16 protein-coding genes are annotated in these 21898 nt (G+C 34.0%); 13 read left to right on the top strand and 3 right to left on the bottom strand.

The annotated features are described in order from the left end of the window. The first annotated feature begins 13 nt into the window (after positions 1-13). From infA to rplQ, 6 genes are all read left to right on the top strand, one after another. Positions 14-259, top strand: a complete 246-nt coding sequence (gene infA, locus H7355_RS10870; RefSeq protein ID WP_130610641.1) for a translation initiation factor IF-1 — start codon at positions 14-16, stop codon at positions 257-259. A 35-nt stretch (positions 260-294) separates the two neighbouring features. Continuing rightward, positions 295-408, top strand: a complete 114-nt coding sequence (gene rpmJ, locus H7355_RS10865) for a 50S ribosomal protein L36 (protein WP_130610638.1) — start codon at positions 295-297, stop codon at positions 406-408. 23 nt (positions 409-431) lie between these two features. Then, entirely contained in the window at positions 432-800 is a 369-nt protein-coding gene (gene rpsM, locus H7355_RS10860) for a 30S ribosomal protein S13 (RefSeq protein WP_130610633.1), read from the top strand. A 21-nt stretch (positions 801-821) separates the two neighbouring features. Further along, positions 822-1208: a 30S ribosomal protein S11 gene (gene rpsK / locus H7355_RS10855; protein ID WP_130610630.1), complete on the top strand. Its 387-nt coding sequence runs from the start codon at positions 822-824 to the stop codon at positions 1206-1208. 444 nt (positions 1209-1652) lie between these two features. After that, a complete protein-coding gene (locus tag H7355_RS10850) occupies positions 1653-2642 on the top strand; it encodes a DNA-directed RNA polymerase subunit alpha (protein WP_186647390.1) in 990 nt (329 codons plus the stop codon). A gap of 25 nt (positions 2643-2667) precedes the next feature. Next, positions 2668-3060, top strand: coding sequence for a 50S ribosomal protein L17 (rplQ, locus tag H7355_RS10845; RefSeq protein WP_186647388.1), 393 nt, complete (start codon positions 2668-2670; stop codon positions 3058-3060). A 698-nt stretch (positions 3061-3758) separates the two neighbouring features. Here rplQ and H7355_RS10840 read toward each other — a convergent pair. Beyond that, positions 3759-5084, bottom strand: coding sequence for a hypothetical protein (locus H7355_RS10840; RefSeq protein ID WP_186647386.1), 1326 nt, complete (start codon positions 5082-5084; stop codon positions 3759-3761). A 768-nt stretch (positions 5085-5852) separates the two neighbouring features. Continuing rightward, entirely contained in the window at positions 5853-6158 is a 306-nt protein-coding gene (locus H7355_RS10835; protein WP_186647384.1) for a hypothetical protein, read from the bottom strand. A 483-nt stretch (positions 6159-6641) separates the two neighbouring features. Between H7355_RS10835 and H7355_RS10830 the strand changes: the two genes are divergently transcribed. Genes H7355_RS10830 through H7355_RS10815 form a run of 4 tightly spaced genes read left to right on the top strand, consistent with a single transcriptional unit; the run spans position 6642 to position 11312 of the window. After that, positions 6642-7493, top strand: coding sequence for a 1-deoxy-D-xylulose-5-phosphate synthase N-terminal domain-containing protein (locus H7355_RS10830; protein WP_186647382.1), 852 nt, complete (start codon positions 6642-6644; stop codon positions 7491-7493). A gap of 25 nt (positions 7494-7518) precedes the next feature. After that, a complete protein-coding gene (locus H7355_RS10825; RefSeq protein WP_286190770.1) occupies positions 7519-9462 on the top strand; it encodes an NAD-dependent epimerase/dehydratase family protein in 1944 nt (647 codons plus the stop codon). A 21-nt stretch (positions 9463-9483) separates the two neighbouring features. Beyond that, positions 9484-10389 (top strand): class I SAM-dependent methyltransferase, encoded by a 906-nt coding sequence (locus H7355_RS10820; RefSeq protein ID WP_186647381.1) that lies wholly within the window; start codon positions 9484-9486, stop codon positions 10387-10389. A 17-nt stretch (positions 10390-10406) separates the two neighbouring features. Beyond that, complete coding sequence (locus tag H7355_RS10815) at positions 10407-11312, top strand: transketolase (protein WP_186647378.1); 906 nt, start codon at positions 10407-10409, stop codon at positions 11310-11312. A gap of 64 nt (positions 11313-11376) precedes the next feature. Here H7355_RS10815 and H7355_RS10810 read toward each other — a convergent pair whose 3' ends face one another. Beyond that, positions 11377-11844 carry a hypothetical protein gene (locus H7355_RS10810; protein WP_186647376.1) on the bottom strand — a complete coding sequence of 156 codons (468 nt, stop codon included), beginning with the start codon at positions 11842-11844 and terminating at the stop codon, positions 11377-11379. A gap of 500 nt (positions 11845-12344) precedes the next feature. Between H7355_RS10810 and H7355_RS10805 the strand changes: the two genes are divergently transcribed. The 3 genes from H7355_RS10805 to H7355_RS10795 are packed head-to-tail and all read left to right on the top strand — an operon-like array spanning position 12345 to position 21897. Beyond that, positions 12345-15482, top strand: a complete 3138-nt coding sequence (locus H7355_RS10805) for a helicase-related protein (RefSeq protein ID WP_186647374.1) — start codon at positions 12345-12347, stop codon at positions 15480-15482. Between the two features lie 3 nt (positions 15483-15485). Beyond that, positions 15486-19709, top strand: coding sequence for an Eco57I restriction-modification methylase domain-containing protein (locus tag H7355_RS10800; RefSeq protein ID WP_186647372.1), 4224 nt, complete (start codon positions 15486-15488; stop codon positions 19707-19709). Then, complete coding sequence (locus tag H7355_RS10795; RefSeq protein WP_186647370.1) at positions 19693-21897, top strand: UvrD-helicase domain-containing protein; 2205 nt, start codon at positions 19693-19695, stop codon at positions 21895-21897. Before H7355_RS10800 ends, H7355_RS10795 begins: the two co-directional genes overlap by 17 nt. The last annotated feature ends 1 nt before the right edge of the window (position 21898 follow it).

Here is a 21898-nt window from a genome sequence, read left to right as displayed (position 1 = left end):
AGTATGATTGTAAATGTCTGAACGTGATGAAAAGCCTAAGAAGGTAGAGTTGGAAGGGATAATCGCTGAAAAGCTACCCAACAATTTGTTTATAGTAGAACTCGAAAATAGTCTCAAGGTTTTAGCCTATGTCTCTGGAAAGATGAAAATGAATTGCATCAATATATTGCCCAGTGATAGAGTTACAGTCCTGCTAGATCCCAATGATAAAACAAAAGATGGAAGATTTAGGGCTAGAATCACTTATAGAGCTAAATAATTACGTTTTCGTGAGTTTTTACTAGGAGTATGCTAATGAAAGTTAGAGCTAGTGTTAAACCAATATGTGACAAGTGTAAAGTAATTCGTCGTGTTGGTGTAGTAAGAGTTATTTGTGAAAATAAAAAGCACAAGCAGCGTCAAGGTTAATAGAATAATATCGGAGGTTAGTTGTGGCACGAATTGCGGGCGTTGACATTCCGCGTAACAAGCGTATCGAAATTTCGCTTACGTATATACATGGTCTTGGTCGTAAATCCTCTCAAAAGATTTTGGATCAGTTATCTATAAATAGAGATACTCGTACCCAAGAACTCAGCGACGATCAGATTAACGCCATAAGAAAGCTTATTGACACAAACCACACTGTGGAAGGCGATTTGCGTCGTCTTGTTCAGTCCAATATTAAGCGTCTAATGGACTTAGGTTGCTATCGTGGTCTACGTCATCGTAAGGGCTTGCCTGTTCGCGGGCAAAGAACCAAAACAAATGCGCGTACACGTAAGGGTCCTAAAAAGACTGTGGCTAACAAGAAGAAGTAAGACCGAGTGAGGTAATGGATAATGAACAAGGTAGTATCAAAGAAGAAACGTGTTAAACGTAACGTTCCAACCGGTATTGCTACAGTATCTGCAAGTTTCAACAACACAATCGTTACATTTGCAGACGCAAATGGCGACGTTGTTACTTGGTCAAGTGCTGGTAGCAAAGGCTTTAAGGGTTCTCGTCGTAGTACCCCTTTTGCTGCTCAGGTTGCTGCTGAAGACGCTGCTCGTAAAGCGATCGATTGTGGTATGAAAAGCTGTTCAGTGATTGTTACTGGCCCAGGTTCTGGAAGAGAATCTGCTGTCCGTGCAATTTCTGCAACAGGAATTAAAGTAACTCTCATTAAAGATGCGACACCTGTGCCACACAATGGCTGCAGGCCTCCAAAACGTCGTAGAGTTTAATGACTGCTACTCTTCGTTGACTAAGGAAAAGTGTACGTGAGTGCTTTTTTCTTCGTTCAGAGGCTTAGATTGGTCTTAAAATGCGATTTAAAAGCGTTTTGACTCTGATTGTACTTTGGAAGAAGGAAATGCCAAAAAAGCGGACTCTGCTCTAGAAAAACGAATCAGAATGATTTTTAATAGAGCTTCACATTCTAATGTCTAATTGTTTGGAATTCTAGTTTAGTTCAATGGGCTTATGCTAGGTTTCCAACTTTAGTGTTTTAAGTGGGAAGTACTAGAAGTGCTTCAAGGCAACTTGCGCAGCATCATCAAAGACCAGCTCGAGAAGATGTTCAAATTCCGGTGCGTGAGCAATGTGGTAGTGGAGCTTTATTTTATTAGTAAGAGCTCAAAGAGTGCTTTGGGGCAAAATACGAAACGGAAAAGTTGACGGAGTCAATAATGCAGAGCAACTGGAAGGCGCTATTAAAGCCGCAGTTTATTGAAAAAGAAGATATCTCTTCTGCTTTTGGGAGATTTATAGCTAAGCCTCTAGAGCGTGGTTTTGGGACTACGTTAGGTAACGCATTGCGTCGTGTTTTGCTTTCTTCTCTTCAGGGTGCTGCTGTTGTAGGTTTGCGCATTGAAGGAGTAGAGCATGAGTTTTCGACAGTCCCTGACGTTTCTGAAGATGTAACAGAGATTGTTTTAAATTTGAAGGCTTTGGATGTATGGCTCGACACAGAAGGTGAAAAAACCGCTGTAATCGATGTTGTTGGTCCAAAGGTTGTCAAAGGATCTGATATCATTTCAGACGGTTCATTACGAATTTTAAACCCTGACCACATTATTTGTACTGTGGGAGCTGGTGGTAAGTTTCGTGCCGAAATTACTGTGAGAACTGGTAAAGGTTATTTAACAAGCGACGCTGTGAAGGATGGCTTGCCATTAGGTGTTATCCCAATAGACGCTGTTTTCTCACCTGTTAAAAGAGTTAGCTTCAGTGTTGCCGACACACGTGTTGGTCAACGTTCTGACTTTAACAAGCTTATTTTAGAAATTAGCACAAATGGTGCTGTGACCTCTGAAGATGCTTTGGCTTATGCGGCTAAAATCCTTAAAGATCAGCTATCCATTTTTATCAATTTTCAAGAAGCTGATGATGAAGTTCAAGTGATCGATTCAGTTCAAGTGGATGCTCGTTTGAATGAGAATCTCTATAAATCAGTTGACGAACTCGAACTTTCTGTGAGAGCAGCTAACTGTCTAGAAAATGCGGGTATCCGTTATATCGGAGAACTTGTTATTAGAACTGAAGCTGAAATGCTTAAAACTAAGAATTTCGGTCGTAAAACTTTGAATGAAATCAAAGACCTTCTTGCTGAAATGGGACTCCACCTCGGCATGAAGATTGAAGGGTTTGATCCCGCTAAATTAAGAGAAAGACTTTAAGTCTGATATTTAAGGATGGAAGAACATGAGACATCGTTTGGCACATAGAAAGTTAAACAGAGATTCCGCAGGGCGTAAAGCTCTCCTTCGTGGTTTGGCAACACAACTCGTTGAACATGGCACATTGGTGACCACTGTTGAGCGTGCAAAAGAATTAAGAAAGGTTGTAGAACCTCTCGTAGCTCTCGCGCGTGTTGATAATGTTACAAACAGAAGAAGCGCTGCAGCGACTCTTTACAGCAAAAAATCTGTAGGTGACCTTTTTACTAAAGTTGCTCCTGCAAATGCTGAAAGAAAAGGCGGCTACACACGCATTTTAAAACTTGGATTCCGCCCTGGTGACAATGCCAGAAGAGCTCTTATTGAGTTCGTAGAACCTAAGGCAATAAAGGCTGAAGTAGAAGCTGTTAACGCTTAATCTTACTAAATAGATATCTTTTGATTGAATTTTATTTGGTGGAACTTAAAAAACCGAGAAGAATAAATTATTCTTCTCGGTTTTTTTATATAAAGATTTGTTTTATACTAACTGAAATTTTTTTGAAAAATGATGATATTTTGTTAAGAAAATCTCAAATAAAAATATTCTTATTATTGTTTCTCTGCAAAGCGAAGCTGAATCGATTATATCTAAATTAAAATTGAGCGAAATTGCTAGATTGAGTCATTTATCAAGAAGTAATTATTATTATACTGGAGTTATAAATAATTATAATATATATCTGGTTATAAATGGTAAAAAAGAGATTGTCGATTATGTTGATTCAGAAGCAAAGTTTATGAATACAGTTCATGGGATAGAAAAATTAAGCTAGATATTTTAATTAATATTGGTACTTCTGGTGCATTTTAATCAAAAAAATTAGTGATCTGTGATGTATTAAATATTTCTGAGAGCTACTATCTTGATTGCAATATTCCAATTCCAGAATATGCTGTCACAGATTCAATAGTGTCGCACAGAGTCTGATTTTTTTGAGGATTAAAAGTTCATTTTTCAATTTGAACAAGGGGGCAAATGGACCGTTTCTTAGAAGCTACGGATAGGAAATCCTAGGGGAGAACTTTCATTTTTATAAAAAATTTACTCCCTAGGTTTAAACAGTTCTCGATAATTTAGTTTAGTTGCTTTGATTTTTTTTCTTCTGATGAATAATAGTCGCAAAAATGCTCAAGTAAGTCATCTAGGGTTGTTTGAAGAGTATTTTTAAAATATTTATTCTTAGCCATTAATACTTTCAATAAGCTTGTTATTTCATATGTCTTATTTATATTTTGATTTATCATAGAGCCAAACGATTCTAAAGTTGTTTTATTTTCTTGAATTAACTTATATGTAGAATCATAATGCTTAATTTGTCCAATATCATAGTAAAATGCTTGAGCAACTTCATCTAAAGAGTGATGTCCACCTAAAACTAAATAAGAGATAATACCTAGTAAAAAAGTAATTTTCTCTTCTTCAGATAAAAAACCACATTTATCTGATATAAATAATACAAAATTTATAGTTGTGCCTGACGAACCAGCTATATAGTATTTACCTGATTTTTCTTGATTTTTATAGTATTCATTTTCTTTTAATATCCAATCATTTTTTCCAGAAGTCCAATTTTGATTGTTAATGTATCTAATATTTTTAAAATTCAAAACTTTTTTAGGAATTGCACTTCTTCTTTTATCTTCATGGCCAATAGTTTTAAAAGTCCCTGGTATATTCTTTAAAATCTTATTTTCTGGTTTTTTATCTCTTGCTCTACGCTTTTCTATTTCTTTTGAGGAACTTATTTTATATTTTTCATCAATTTTTGAAAGTGAATAAATATAGTTAAATATAAATGTCATTTTTTGGGTAGTTGTCTGTAAAATCGGATTTTTAGAAAAAGAGTCATATGCACCATATAAAGTTGATCCAGTTTTTTGAGATGCTTTTGTAAAGCTTTCAGTAATCACTTCTTTGATAATTTTATTTAAAATAAAAAGGAGTTTATCGTTATAGTCTTGAACTATATTAACAGCTAAAAGTGAGTCAAATGATCGGTTAAATATTGAGTTTTCAAATGTATAATTATAATCAAATTTATCATTATGATATTCAATATTTTTTTGTAATTCATTTTTTTTTGATATAAATTTCATAATAGTTTTATTATTTGTGTTACTTATATTTATGAAATTTAAAACTCTGCTTAAAATGGAATTGTATGATTGCTTTGAATAACCATCTAGAAATATTTCAAATATCTTATTTTCAATGTAATTTGGAAAAAAAAAATTATTCGATAAATCATTAAAATTACTTATTTTAAATTCTTTAGGATATGTTTTAAAGTACATAAAGCATAATAAAACAAAATGTTGTAATTTTATTTTATTTATTCCACTTTTTTTATTATAGATTTTATTTATATCAAATTCTTCTAAAAATTCCCCAAATGTCAAGTTTAACTCCTCGATAAAATTATTAAATTATTAAATTTATCTTATGAATAATAATGAAAAAGTAACATTAATTAGAAATAAATAAATTTAATTTAGATCGTCTACTTGAGCCGTTCCAGTCAAATTATTATTCAGCAATAACTATACCAAATAAATAACTAATTTAATTTTATAATGATATAAATTAATGTGGAGTTATTATTTTTTTATTATAAATATTTTATTAAATTAATGATAATTTTTAAAAAGAGAATTTCTATCATTTGCTCTTATTAAAGAATAACTTTATTAGATTTGAGAATTCCATTTAAATGCGGGTCTGCGATAATAATATTTGTTACTTTTCTTATTTTATAAAATTTTTAAAATTTAATTACAAAAATTTCATAAATTTCTTGTTTATAACTCTCATTTCTAGTTGGTACTTTTTCGAAGAAAAAGGAATTCAATAGACAAGGCAACTGGGACACGTAGGTGGCTATAATAACATAAAAAAATGTGAAATATTAAAAAATGTTTCACAATAGTGTAGAGTTTAACAGCACTCATTAGTATGACACCAGTGCTCCCCTGTCACTTTGAATAACTGGAAAGGGAGCTCATGTGAAGAGAATTTTATAAGCGACCTAGAACTCTTACACTAAACATGATATTCCCAGATGCCATAAGTTCATCATTAATAGCAAAAGGATGCCAAGAAATAGTGTCTGGATTGTGTGGTTGGGCATAAATAAAATCTGGTCCAAATTCTTTAACATATGTTCGTTGTTAATCTTTTATTTCTTTTTCTCCACCATTATTGATAAAATAAAAATAGGTGAAAGTTCCTATTATTGGACTTTTCCAGATTCCATGAACTTTGAAATTACCATCTGATAAAAAGTTCCATTGTTTATTTATTCTACTGCAATAGACTCTAACTTCATCAGGCTTATTGAATTGTGTTCTTAATCTTGGAATTCCGCGCATAGAAGAACAATGCAAATAAGAACCATGAACTGCTTGAGAATTATCCAATGCAAATATACTTCCAAGATGAATTATTCTTGAAATACTTTTATGATTCAATTGCAAAGTTATGGTTCCCGCGATTATAAAAGTGAGTTAAAGGGTAATTTTTGATTAATATTTAAAATTATTAATCAGTATTTAAAAAAAAATGAGTTGATCTGATTTATATAAAATTCAAATTTCAGAAGCAGTTTAAATTTATTTTACAAGTTATTTACACCTAAGAAAGGTATATCATATCCTATAATTTTTCAATATTTTTATAGTGTAATATATTGATTATATAAAAAAATAATACAATGTTATACAAACGTTTATTCTTAAATAAAATTGTTCTATATTCTTGTATTGAAATGGATAGAAATATATACAAGATTTAAAAATGCAAATGTCGTAATAGAATGAGATATATATGATTATGCATAAAAAAATAGCAAGATTGTAAGAATTATGATTTGATATTTAATATAATTCTTGCTACCTTACCTTTACGTAAAAGACTCCAAAAAGTTTGTGTGGAATTTTAAGCCGAAGCTGGATAATATTATGCTTAATAAAGATATGAGTTTGGATCACCCACGAAAAGTAGTACCAATTGATTGCGAAGACAGTTTTATTAATTTAAAAAAAATATCAATATCTATAAAAGAACGATTTTTAAAAATGTACTTTAATGCAAATGCAGGACATGTCGGCTCTTCGTTATCGTGTGCTGATATTTTGACAATTTGCAAATTTCATTGGTGTAGTAGCATAAATGACGAAATTATTTTGTCAAAAGGGCATGCTGCTGCAGCGCTATATGCAACTCTTGCAGAATCTGGTGATCTTTCCGAAGAACAAATTAATACTTTTTATAAGGATGGAACTTATTTAGCAGCACATCCCCCAGCAAATAAGTTGACAAAAATTCCCTTTGCAACTGGAAGTCTTGGACATGGTCTTTCTTTAGCTACGGGTTTAGCGTTGAGTGATAAATTCACCGGTATAAAAAGAAAAATTTTTTGTATCACTTCAGATGGTGAATTAAATGAAGGAAGCACTTGGGAAGCGTCATTATTTGCAGCGCATCATAAATTAACAAATTTATTTTGGCTTATTGATAGTAATAAAATCCAAGGATTTGGAAGGACTTCAGATACCCTCGAATTAGAACCTCTGAAGTTAAAAATTGAATGTTTTGGCTGGAATGTTGTTGAGACAGATGGGCATTGCTTCTCTGATTTAGACAATGCGATGAAAACTGTAAGTCAATTAACTTTTGATAAACCAAATGCAATTATATGTAACACTATTAAAGGTAAAGATATGTATCAATTGCAAGATCAAATTGCCTGTCATTATCTTCCTATGAATCAAACTTGCTATTCTAAAACATTAGAGAATATTTTAGAATAAATGAAATCGAATAAGGGGAAAAATTTTGTTAGATCTAATGAAATTGAGGGGACCTATATTAATTTTAGGAGCAAGTGGATTCATTGGCGCTAATCTTTTTAAAAAAATAAATGCTTTAAGAAATGATGTATATGGCACTTCTAGCAAGGAAAATCCATGGAGACTCTCTGATGTTGAAAATAAAGAAAATATTTTAATTTTTAATTTGCGAATAAATGAAAATTTACATGAATTATTCGAAAAAATTCAGCCTCAGACAATTTTTAATTGTATTGCTTATGGAGCATATCATTTTGAAGATAACCCTGAACTTATTTATGAAACAAATTTCTTAATAACTCTTCGAATTCTAAATTATTTAGAGAAAAACAAATTTTCTGCATATATTCATTCAGGTAGTTCGTCTGAATATGGAGATAATTCAGCAGGGCCTTGTGAAAATGATTTTCCTTTACCAAATAGTCATTACGCTGTTTCTAAAGTAGCGTGTGCAAATCTCATATTATTTTATGGGAAAAAGAAAAAACTCCCCATTGCAAATTTAAGATTGTATTCCGTTTATGGTCCTTTGGAAGATCCTTCTCGTTTGATTCCAAATATTGTTCATAAGGCACTTGAGAATTCATACCCCCCATTTGTAAATAAAAATATTTCAAGAGATTTTATTTATATCGATGATGTCTGTAATGCCTTTATATCTGCAGCATTGAATTTAGAAGAAGATTCTTATGGAGAATCCTTTAATATTGGCTTTGGCAAGGAAGTGACAATTGAAAAAATTGCATATGAAGCAAAAGCAGCATTTGCAATTCCAGCGGATCCTATTTTTGGAAATACGGAAAGTAGGCATTGGGACAACGTGAATTGGTTCGCAAATATAGAAAAAACAAAACTTAAACTCAATTGGCAGCCCAAAACTTCTTTACAACAAGGTTTATTAAAAACTGCTGACTGGCTGAAAGCTTCAGAGAATTGGGAAAGCTTAGAAAAAAAATCTAAAAAATATGTGCTAAATAAAGCATATAGTACTTCTATAATTATTGCTTGTTATAAGGATAATTTAGCAATTCCATTGATGTATGCAAGATTAACGGAGACTCTCAGTCAATTGAATATTGAATATGAAATCATATTTGTTAATGATGGTAGTCCTGATAATACTGAAGAAGTAATTAAAAATATATCAGCAAGAGATCCAAATGTTATAGGTATTACACATTCGCGTAATTTTGGTTCTCAAGCAGCTTTTCAGAGTGGGATGAAAATAGCGCGTATGAATTCATGTATTTTGATGGATGGTGATTTACAAGATCCTCCTGAAATAATTCCTCAATTTATTGAAAAATGGAAGGAAGGTTTCGATGTGGTTTTCGGTATTCGTGTGAAGAGAGAAGCCTCTTTTTTCATGCAAATTGCCTACAAATTATTTTATAGAATTTTTAGTTATTTTTCATATGTATATATTCCTAAAGATGCAGGAGATTTTAGCCTCATAGATAAAAAAGTTGTGAGTTGGATTTTGAAATTTTCCGAACGCGATGTTTTTTTACGAGGGATAAGAGCATTTGTAGGTTTCAAACAAACTGGTATTTGTTATTTAAGACCGGAAAGAGCATTTGGAAAGTCAACAAATAATTTAATTAAAAATTTAAATTGGGCTAAAAAAGGGATTTTATCATTTAGCTATGTCCCACTCAGCTTCCTAACTTTTTGTTCAATCATTATTTTTTCTATATCATTATTATTATCTCTTGTGCACATATTTTTAAAATTAATATTTCCAGAAATTGCTCCTCAGGGAATAACAACAGTTATGTTATTGGTAATATTTTTTGGTTCTTCTATTTTAATTTCTGTTGCTTTCATTGGCGAATATATTGCAAAAATATTTGAAGAAGTTAAAGCAAGACCTAAATATATACGAAAATCAATTATTCAAAATGGAAGTATTAAAAATATTAGTGAATAAATATATATCGAAGGATTATTTATGAAATTTTTAGATCGTGCTTGTCCAATCTGTTTTGTAGATTCGGAATCAAGAGTTTGGGCACCTGAAAATTTTGATTTTAGTAAGCTTGGGGAGTATGCATTTGCCTCCAGAAAAACACCTGAATACATGCACTATCGAATTCACCATTGTCATTGCTGCCATGTCTTGTATTCGAGTCCTATTCCTGAAAGTAATTATATTGCACATACTTATCATGAAGCTGCTTTTGATAGTAAAGAAGAAGCAGATCGGGCAAGTCTCACATATGCTAAACTCTTACCCACAATATCGAATGAAATAAAACAAATTAACTCTGCACTCGATATTGGGACAGGGGAAGGCTCGTTTCTTGAGCGTTTATTAGATTTTGGATTCAAAGAAGTAAAAGGGATAGAACCCTCTACGGCAGCCATTAATGCGGCACGTCCCAGAGTGAAGCAAAATATTATTCACTCTTTTTTTAAGAAGGAATCCTTTGCAAAAGATACATTTGATTTAATAACATGCTTTCAAACATTAGAGCATTTAGAAAAGCCCACAGAATTTGTAGAATCGATTCATGAGATTTTAAGACCAGGAGGATGTTTTTATACGGTTTGTCATAATTATAAAGCATTTAGCACCAAAATATTAGGTCTAAAATCACCAATTTTTGATATAGAACATATGCAGCTTTTTTCTCCAAAAGGAATGCATGTTTTATTAACTAAATGTGGATATGAAAATATAAGTATCCAGCCAATTTTTAATTCATATCCTCTTTATTATTGGATTAAACTTTTTCCTATGCCGCTTGCATTTAAGAAAATGTTACTGAATAAGATTTTTTCTCCTCTATTAAAGAAAATAATTATCAAAATCCCTGCAGGAAATTTTTATGCTCTTGCATATAAGAAAAAGTAAAGGATGAGTGGAATAATATGAGAAATGAGCTCACTCAAAATCTATTATTGAAAAGTAGTGATAAAAATTTTATTTTTTTAACAGGTGATTTAGGATTTATGGCTTTAGAGCCACTTAAAGAATCTTTAGGTGAAAGATTTATCAATGCAGGAGTGGCGGAACAAAATATGATTTCGGTTGCGGCTGGACTCGCACAATCTGGATTGAAACCATGGGTCTATAGCATTGCTCCGTTTGTCTATGCACGCCCTTTTGAACAAATTCGCAATGACATATGCTTGCATGAATTACCAGTCGTTTTAGTCGGAAATGGTGGTGGGTATGGTTATGGAATTATGGGGCCAACCCATCATGCTATTGACGATTATGGAGCATTGCTTGGTCTGAATGCAATGAATGTATATATTCCAGCCTTTGATGAGGATTTAAGCAGCATAATAAATTTATTATTTGAGACTAAAAAGCCTGCTTATTTGCGTTTGGGTGTTGATAAAAAACCGAAGTCTTTTAAAGTAAAACCATTTTCATCTTGGCGTAATTTGTTTCAGGGCGAGAATGCAACACTTCTTTTTATTGGGCCAATTGTGAGTGAGTATTTAAAATTAGAAAATAACAATTTTTCTTGCTCAGTTTGGCTATTATCAAAATTATCAAATGGTGAAAATATATTAGATGAAAATTTTATTCATGATGTACTGAGAACTCGCAAATTACTTATAGTAGAAGAGCATTTAGAACACGGTTCAGCAGCGACGATGATTGCATATGAACTTTGTAAAAGAAATATACATTTGGAAAAATTTATTCACTTATGTGCTAAAGGCTACCCTTCTGGCAAATATGGTTCTCAATCTTTTCATCAAAAGGAATCTAATATTGATTCCGATTCTATTTTTCACTCAATAAATCGGTTAATAAATTAAAGTTTTTTTGATATAAAATTTATGTAATTATTGTTTAGCTCAGTAAATTAATTTTTAATAATAATTATAATCGTCCTGGAGAGCTTAATTGTAATAAATAATGACCTAGAGCCATTATATTATCATTAATTGCAAAGGTATGCCAAGAATTCGTTCGTGGATTGTCAGGTTGTGCAAAAATAAAATCTTCACCAAATTCATTTTTACAAGCTCTTTGTAACTGGAAGATAGTACTTTCTCCCCCGTCTATAATGAAATATATTTTGTAAAAATTTCTAACTTTTTGCTGTTTCCAAGTACCAGTAACTTTAACGTTCCCGTTTCCTAAATATGCCCATTCTTTATTTGCTGAAGAGCAATAAACTCTTGCTTCATCAGGACTTGTGCTTCGTACAGTGGTATCAAGCAAACCACATAATGTGGAGCAATAAGTCAATGAGCTATGCGCTTGGGTTGAGATGGTTGCAATATAAACTAATGAGAGCTTAATTAAATGACAAAAATTTTTCTGAATTGCTTTTAAAAGTATCATAAATATTCCTTATATATTAAGATTTAGCATTTAATTTTAAGTTTTATTTTTTTTTAAAAACAAAACTTAAAATATAATAATTTACTAAAAAAAAATAAATAATGCAAAATGGATTTGTGTGTATTTATTTTGCATAAATTTAATGCATAAAATATTTAAAAGAATAGAACCTGCATATTTAGCAGGATTGACTTTCTCATGTGGCACTTGAATCGTAAAAAATTTTAATATCTAGTTTTGAAGACAATGTATTTGTAAAAAATTGTAATATATATAAAAATAAATATAATTATAGTAAGTTATAAAAATAAGAAGAAGCTATTTATTATAATCTATTTTGTAAATGGTAGCCTAATTAATAATCATGTAAAAATATGGTTTTATTCCAATAAAATAAGTATAATAATTGTTTCACAATAAAAAAAATATTTGTTAAGTTCATGCCTGTCACATTTTTTTTCATTGAGAATTTTATTTTATACTTTTGTAAAGGGCATTTCATGGATCATCATTTTTCACCTGGCTCTTTGGTGCGTGCAAGAGGGAGGGAGTGGACAGTCCTCCCTGGCAGTTCTTCCGAACTCTGTTTACTTAGACCTTTAGCAGGTAGAGAAGGAAATGAAGAAACCGGAATATTAACAAAAATTGAAAAGATAGAGCCCGCTGAATTTCCATTTCCATCGTTAGCAGAAGCAGGCGATGCTTCTTCTGCACGTTTGCTAAGAGATGCTGCAAGACTTTCAATCCGCACGGGCGTCGGTCCCTTTCGCTCCTTCGGGCGCATTTCTGTCGAACCAAGAGCTTATCAATTGGTGCCACTTATCCTTGCCCTGAGACAAGAAAGCGAAGCAATAAGACTCTTAATTGCAGATGATGTTGGAGTTGGTAAAACCATTGAAGCCATGCTTATTGTCCGAGAATTGATCGACAGGCATGAAGTAAAACGTTTTGCAGTTTTATGTCCAGCTCATTTAGTGAGTCAGTGGACAAAGGAACTTAATGATAAATTTCATATTGAGGCAGTTGAAGTCACAGCAAAAAAAGCTGTAACGCTAGAGAAAAATTGTTCTCCAGGAAAAGGAATATTTGATGAATATCCTTTTACAGTTGTGAGCATAGATTTTATTAAAAGCGAACGGAACAGAAATGAGTTTTATGCTAAATGCCCCGATCTTTTGGTGGTGGATGAAGCTCACGAATGCGCTGACTCTGCGGTGGGTAAAACCCAACAATTGAGGCATAAATTGCTGTCTGATGTTGCAAAAAATCCGAAGAAAAATATTTTATTACTTACTGCAACTCCTCACAGTGGAAAAAATCAAGCTTTTCGATCGCTTATTTCAATATTAAATCCAAAATTAGCAGAAAAATTACCTGAAAATATGTCGGGAAGTGAAAATGAAAAACTGCGCGAAGAATTAGCCAATTATTTTGTCCAGAGAAGACGGCCAGATATTAAGAAATTTTTAGGTGATAATTTATTTCCCGAGAGAATACGCAATAATGTTACATATAATTTACCTAAATTAAATATCGATCTTTGTACTTCTATTTTAGCTGAAGCCACCCAACTGCAAGAAGAAAACGTGGGTGAAAATTCTAACAAGTGGAGGCAGGCGCAGTGGTGGTCTGCATTTACACTTGTCTTAGCTCTCACCTCGAGTCCGAAAGCAGCATACCTATCACTCTGTAGAAGATCGGCATTGAAAAATGCAAAAAATGCAGAGGAATTAAAAAAGCAAGCCCACAGAGATATATTCGGCAGTATAAGTTACGAGCAGAATGAAAATGATGACAGCGAAGATGAAAGTTATTTTTTATCAGATGAAGAAGTTCCTGGAGTTTCTTTTGAAAATGAAGAAATAGATTTCATAAATAACATTCAACTTGATTTTGAAGAAAATAAAACAAAGAAAAAAGCGCAAATTGAACTAACAGCAACGAAAGAACCAGAGGCGAAAAAAAGAGGGCGCAAGAAAAAAGAAACTGTTGAGCTTGAAGAAAAAAAGATAGATTCGCTTGAAAGAACAATTGAAGAAGAGGAAGAATTTGTCTTTTCGCAGCTCAGTCCAAAGCAAAGAGAGCTTGCTTTAACCTTAAAATCGTTGACTGGGAAGAAAGATCCAAAATTACAGAATTTAATCCATGAAATCCTCATTAAGAAATGCTTAGGGAAAAAAAGAAATATTGTTATATTCTGTCGATTTATTGATACAGCAAGATACATATACGACGAATTGGTAATAGATGAGAATATTCAACCCTTCACTCAAAAAAGCAAACTCGAAATTCGCACCTTAACAGGAAAAAATTCACCTGAAGAGCGACAGATGGTGCTGAAAGATTTTCAAGAGCATATCGGACAAAGGATACTTATTTGTACGGACTGTTTAAGTGAGGGGGTCAATTTACAGGAGCTCTTTGACACAGTTATTCATTATGACTTTGCTTGGAATCCCAATCGGCATGAACAACGAGAAGGGCGTGTGGATAGATTGCTGCAGAAATCTCCAGAAGTGCATATATTTACTTTAATCGGTAAAGACCATCCAATTGAAGAAATATTTTTAAGAATTTTGCATGAAAAGCAAAGACAAATTCGCAACGCACTCGGAGTGCATTTACCTATTACAGATATCGGCGAAGAAATATTACAATTGGCTTTAAAAGTTAAAGAAACAAAAAAAGAAGAATCTCAGCAAATATTATTATTCGATGACACCTCAGCAAGTTTCGAGGCAAATGAAAAAGCCTTTCGTTTGAAAAAACTGGAAACAAAAATAGATAAAGTAAAAGAAGAATATCAAAAAACTTCAAGAACATTTTATAGTCACAGTAAAGTCACTGTCGATGATGTAAAAAAAGAACTTGATGCCATGAAGCAATCCTTAGGCAGTCAAGAAGATGTTGAAAGATTTATCTTAACTTTAATAGAGCGCACGCGCGGTCATTATGTTAAAAAAGATAATTATATAGAAGCACAAATCCCAGATTTGCAGTTAAAAAATAGACTGGGTTCTCTGAATAAAAAAGACTATTCCTTCAAACTGAGTTTCGATCCAAACTGTCTTGCAGAAATCGATAAACTTGTTTTACGCACCTCACCGGAAGTGGAAGACATTGCTAGAACAGTGCTTGAAACCTCGCTTGATGGCTTAATTAAAAATCACCCTTTAAAAGTTGCGGCAAGAGCTGGGGTTATGCGCACTAAAGTTGTGAGTAAAAGAACATCGGTTCTTTTAGGCCGGTTTCGTTACTTATTAAGAGAAGAAAAAGAGGAAGAGTCCTCGCTTGTCGAAGAAATATTGCCCATTCTGTTTGAAGGTTCTCCTACTGATTTTTCCCAGGATCAAATAACTATGGGTGAAAGTGCTGAACTTATTTTAAGTAAAGCTCAACCCGATGCCAACGTAACCGTGGCAGAAAGGGATCGTTTTTTAAAACCAATTCTAGAAGCAGCTTCTCATTTATGCAATGAATTATCCTTGTGGCAAAAAGAAAAAAGAATGATCGATATTTTAGAAACACATAGACGTGTGCGCACACAGGGAACTATCCGACGTGTGCGGGTTGAGTGTGTGGGTGTACCCGATGTCTTAGGAGTCTATGTCTTTCTTCCTGTTGTAAATTGGAATTAAAATATGATAAATAAAAATTCAGCAATTCATTTAGAGGGTGCTTTATTTCATCGTGATTTTATTGAAAGTCTAACTGAAAGAAATATAGAGCAGAAAATAAAACGTGAACTTTATTCATTAACTGGGGCAGAGAGCTTAAAAGAAAAAATTCACAGATCTTGGAACGAACTTTTACTCAAATGGAATGCTTGGTCGAAACTAAGACAAGAAGAAAAGCAATTGAGTCATAAAGATTGGAATAAAGATGAATTGGATCATGAGCGCTTAAAAACCAAAATCGAATTTTTAAGTGAATTATTTTCTGAATTAGGTTATTCCATTCCAAATTCCTTAGGGATAGAAAAAAAACTGAACTCCAACTCATATAAATTAGATTATATTGAAGACAATCAAATTCCATTGTTGTTTACCAGTGTGTGGGAAGATTTCGACTCCCAGCGTAATTTTTCTATATTGCGCGAAAGTGCAAATGAAAACTCGCTTGTGGAACGTAAAGTAACAGCGCATTCGCTTATGCAAGAGTATTTAAATGCGGCTTCGGAACATCTTTGGGGGGTTATCTCCAATGGGAAATCCATTCGCCTCTTAAGAGATACTGCGAGCTTAACAAGACAATCCTATATAGAATTCGACTGTGATTTTATTTTCTCTGAGAACGACATTGCCAGTTTTGAAAAATTATATTTACTATGTCACAAGAGCGTTTTTTTATTAAAAAAAGAGAAATCAAAAGAAATTATAATTGAGCTCTGGCATAAAAAAGCAATGGAAAGCGGCATTCGCGCCCTCGATAAACTTAAAATTGGGGTGAGCAAAGCTATTGAGTACTTGGCGTCTGGTTTTATCTCTGACTATTCTGAAGCTGGAGAAAGACTTCGTGCACAATTAGAATCAGGTGAATGCACAAAACAAGAATTCTATCGGCAATCGTTACGCTGGATTTATCGCTTGGTTTTTTTATTTGTTGCAGAAGATCGCAATTTATTGCATGGGCCAAAAGCAGCAAATAAAGCGAGAGAACTGTATAAAAAATATTATTCAACCGAACGCTTGCGCATTTTTGCCACCAATGGGCAAACGGGCAGCGCGCACTTTGACCTGTGGCTTTCTTTTAAGCTCATTACCCAAGCCTTAGGTAGCGAAGAGGGTTTGACGAGTCTTGCTTTACCGGCACTCGGAGGATTTTTATTTTCAAATGAAGCAACCAGTTTTTTAAACGATGCGAATGTCAGTAATGAATATTTTTTAAATTCACTCCGCTCACTCTGTTTCACCGAAGATGATAAAGGAACAAAGCAGAGAGTCAATTGGGGACATTTAGGTGCCGAAGAACTTGGTGGTGTGTATGAGAGTTTGTTACCTTTAATCCCCAATATTAATTTTGAATTGAAGCGGGTTTCTATCGGCGCACAAAACAATGAAGAGTTTACCGACGAACGTAAAGTAACAGGAGCGCACTATACGCCTACACGCATATTAAATTCCGTCCTCGATTTTGCTTTAAAAGCTTCGATTGAAGATGCCCTCGAAAAAGGAAAAACGGCGAAAGACAAAGAAAAAGAATTGTTTAAACTCAGGATTTTGGATCCCGCCTGCGGCAGTGGGCATTTTTTAGTGGCTGCCGCCCATCGGCTTGGCCTTGAAATTGCGAAACTCCGCACCGGCGATGATTCCCCGCCACCGCTTGATTTACGCATGGCCGTAAGAGAAGTCATTCGCAAATGCATTTATGGCTTGGACGTGAACCCCATGGCGATCGACCTGTGCCGCGTGGCGCTCTGGATGGAGTCCATGGAAGCAGGCAAACCGCTGACTTTCTTAGAACACCACATTCGCGTGGGCGATGCCCTGCTCGGTGTGCCAACCAAGAGTATGTGCGCTGCCATACAAAAAGAATTGAGCGAAGAAATCGCCAAGCGCGAAAAAGAGCGGGAGAAGTTGATAGCGGCCTTAGGCAACTCATTCCATTTGCCTGAAAAAGAGCGGGAAGCAAAATTAAAAATAAAGAAACAACTGGAAAAAGAAATCCGCGGGCTTGCCTACGAACTGTGGCCAAGCCATATTCCAAACGCAGCTTATACCGCGCAGCCTGAATTCAAAGACCCTGCGCAGCGTGGACTTTCTTACTTGGCGGACAACAAAACCATTGCCAATAATGCACGGGATTTAAATAAAAAGCAGCTCAAAAGTGGGGTTGAACCCTTTATGGGCATAGCAAGTGAAGACTTAGCTGAGGCCTTTAATCAATTGTCGGAAACAGACGTGGAAGATGCCAAAAGTCGTATTTCCCGCGAAAAAGAATTCTTAAAACTCAAGCAAGAAAAGCAATACTTGCTCGAAAAACTACGGGCTGATCTTTGGTGCGCAGCCTTTTTTTGGCAGTATCAGGCAGGGAACAGCGTCGCGCCCACCCTTGCAGATTTGCACAACAACGAAAATTTACACCCTGAAAAACTCGCCGAGACCAAAAGACTAGCCGATATTTACAACTTTTTTCACCTGGAACTCGAGTGGCCCGAAGTTTTTAAAGACGGTGGTTTCCACTGCGTGCTTGGCAATCCCCCTTTTTTGGGGGGATCTAGAATTAGTTCAAACTTAGGCAATAAATATTTAAATTTTCTAAAGGTGCAAAATAGAAATTCGAACGTCACTACAGATCTTTGCGCGTATTTTTTTACCCGTTACTTTATGAGTTTAAAATTAAATGGCAATTTAGGTTTTATTGCAACGAGTACAATTGCTCAAGGTTATACTAAAGATGCAAGTTTAACACCGATTGTCTGTAAGTGGAGAGGTATTATAACTAACGCAATCACTTCGACTCCCTGGGAAGGGATGGCTTCTTTACAGGTGAGTGTGGTGCATATTGCGAAGGAAAAAGATCATGCGCAAAAGACAATTAATGGGATAAAAACTCATATTATAAATGAGGAACTGTCAGAAAGAAAAAGTGGAAATATTTTTGTTTTAGTTGAAAATGCTGAAGAGTCATTTCAAGGCAGTTTTATTCTTGGCAGAGGTTTTACTTTAGAGCCAAAGACTGAATTAAAAATAATGCAAGAAAACTTAGTCAATGAAAACAAAAATCCTAATGATATTTTATTTCCTTATATTACAGGTGATGACTTAAATACCAGTCCAGCGCAAGAAGCTAGTAGATATGTGATAAATTTTTTTGATTGGCCTTTAAGAAGAGCAGGGAATAAAGAGTGGGATCAAATATCAAAATCATTAGTAAATGAAAGAAAACATATTAATGGTGAAAATAATTCAATTTTCTTTGGAATTGCTGCCCCAAACTATACTGGCTCTGTTGCTGCAGATTACCCATCCGCAATAAACAGAGTTGAGAAGTTAGTAAAACCTGAAAGAGAAGAAAATATTGGAAAAAATACAATAGCGGATAATAGAGGAAAATATTGGTGGAAATATGCAAGTTCCGCAAAGGGATTATATAATTATTTAAATATTCAAAGTGAAACTTTTGCCATTGCCAGGGTATCAGCGCATTGTTGTCCAACTATAATTAATTCTAAGCAAGTATTTTCTGATAAAATTGTAGTATTAGGAACAAATATTAGATCAATTTATATTATTTTACAAAGTCACTTTCATGAATTATGGATGGATAAAAATTGTAGCACTTTAGGTAAAACAAGAACTTATTCACCTTCATCCTGCTTCGAAACCTTTCCCTTTCCGCGCCCAAGTCGGGAGCAATTGCAGATGCTAAATTCTCTGGGAGAAAAATACCTTGCCCAGCGAAAAAGTATTTGTCTTGAGCGTAATATTGGTTTGACCAAAGTTTATAATTTATTTCACAACCAGAAATTATCGAATAGCGAAGAAATAGACAAACAAAATCCACCTTTTGATGATATTTATGCCTTACGCAATCTGCACAAACAGATAAATGAAGCGGTGCTTGCTGCTTATCAATGGCAAGACATTGAGCTCTGCATGGATTTTTATGAAGGACAGGATGCAGGTAAATATTTAGAAAAGGGTGAATTTCGCTATACCCCATCTCCTGCAGCGCGGGAACAGATTCTCGAACGCCTTTCACTGCTAAACAATGAACGAAAAAAAGAAGAAGAACAGCAGCTGTTATTAGGAAAAGAAATTAAAAAATCATTTGCCTATTTTGACTTAGATGAAGAGATTAAGGGAACAGAGAGAAAAAAGGATAAACATGTAAAGGAAAAAGAATATGAGCTTAGCGAATGAAAAAGAACCAATTAAAATTGCAGAACGTGTGAACGAAGAGTTTCAAGTTTTAGCCCCGAAATTAGAGTTGGACACGCCTTGGCATGCTTATGTTTCTTTTAAAAATAAAAAAGAAGATTTTGAATTTCGCATTGGGGCAGTGGCAAACAAAGAAGAAAAAATAGTCGATTGGCGGCATCCTGTTGCGAAGTTTTATTATCAAAAATTGAATATTGGTGAAGAAATTGAGCTCGAACCTCCTTTTCGCAGTATACAAGGTGCCGTAACAGCTTTTGCCGCGGCCGAGGGATATTCGGGTTATTTAAAATCCCTCGAATGGAGTGATTTAAATGGCACCGCAAAAATTGTTCGTCTTGATGATGGCTCCTTTGTTGACCTAAACAATACCCAAAGCAAAGATGAGAATGAAAAAATAACTCAAGTTGTTAAACAGTCACAACAAGAAGGCTTACCCGATCTCATTTCCTTACTTACACCTGAACAATACGAACTGATTACGCAAAAAACATCTGAACCCCTGATCATTCAAGGGCGTGCGGGTTCGGGAAAAACTTCAGTAGCTCTGCATAGAGTGTCTTGGTTGTTATGGGATGAAAATGAAGAACACGGGATCAATAAAAAAACTAAAGTTTTAGTTGTGATGTTCAATAAATCTCTGCAGAGTTTTGTGAAACAAAGTATAAGATCTTTGAACTTAGAAGATAAAATTGAAATCAATACCTTTCATTCCTGGGCAATCTCAGCTTTGGAAAGCGTTTATAAAGGCCAATTAGAAACCATTTCCGGGAAAAATTTAAAAAAATTATTTGATAAATATTCTTTTAAAGACAATGAAAAATTGGTGATGATAAAATCCCATGCAGGTATTTCTCAATTGATGGAAGTTTATGTAAAGGCGCAAGCTAAAAAAACTTGGGATTTTATCGAAAGTAAAATTCCTACGTACGATACAGATAATATTCGATTTAAATATAAGCGCAGTGAAACAGCCTATGTGCAAGATATAATCGAATTCAGACAAGAAATAAAAAGACTCATATTAAAAGAAGAAGATGAGTATGAAAAAAAACGTTTGGAGCAAATCGAAATACTCCTGCAAAATGTTTATGAAAAATCTATTTTGTATAAAGAAGAACTGTTGAGTTTATTAAGCCATTGGGAATGGTTGATGAAATGCATTCCTGGTTTGACAGAAGAAAAAGCTAAAAAAATAGGACAAAGACAAAAAATAATACAAAGCGAAGGTAAGGCTAGCAGTGCAAAAGTCGGTAAATATGTAGAGTACGATGACTATGCACTTTTATTGCGACTTGTTCAACTCAAACGTGGTGGTTTGCCCTATGGTTTGTTAGGTGAAACTATTTTTAAATTCGATCACTTGGTCATCGATGAAGCGCAAGATTTTGGAGCGATGCAATTATTGGTTCTCCTGGAGTCTGTTAACTCTCGCACCGGTGTTACTATAGTTGGCGATACCAATCAAAAAATATTTCCAGAAAAAGAATTTATTGGTTGGGATGAAATTGCAAAACAATTAAATTTCGGGAATGCAAAAGTAACAAGATTGGAAGTCGGACACCGTTCGACTCTCCCAATCATGTGGCTTGCCGATTCTGTGATAGGTTCCGAAAAAATTCTACAAGGAAGACAAGGAGCTTATCCACAAATAATTTCTGTTCAATCCTATTTTAAATTGAAGGAACAAATTACACATTTTATTTTAAAGCGGATAGAAGAAGCACCCCATGCGCATATTTGTGTTGTTTTACACGATAAGCAAATGATTGAAGCTTTAAAAAATGATCTTCAGTCGCTCTTAAAATTTAAAAAAATTGAAGTGCGACAAAGTGAACGTGAGTCTTTTGAGTTTCGCAAAGGTGTTACTGTCACAAATATTCATCAGATAAAAGGTCTTGAATTTGATTCTATTATTATAGCCGATGCAAATAATAAATATTGGCCTGATGATATCGACAACCGTCGTCTTATGTATGTAGCTATCACCCGAGCACAAGAAAAATTTTTAGCTCTCTATGAAGGACAGCCGACTCCATTATTAGATGTATTGAATGAAAAAGAATTTTGGAAACCTGTGGAACGTTTTTTTACCCAAAAAGAATTTAAGCCTGTTGAAATAATTGCTGAGGAGCTTGATGAAGCTCTGACTGTTTTTGATTTGGAGTTCTAAA

The sequence above is a fragment of the Fluviispira vulneris genome, assembly GCF_014281055.1.
Lineage (GTDB): Bacteria > Bdellovibrionota_B > Oligoflexia > Silvanigrellales > Silvanigrellaceae > Silvanigrella > Silvanigrella vulneris.
Note: the sequence above shows the minus strand (reverse complement) of the source record. Positions and strands in the feature narration are given on the sequence as shown.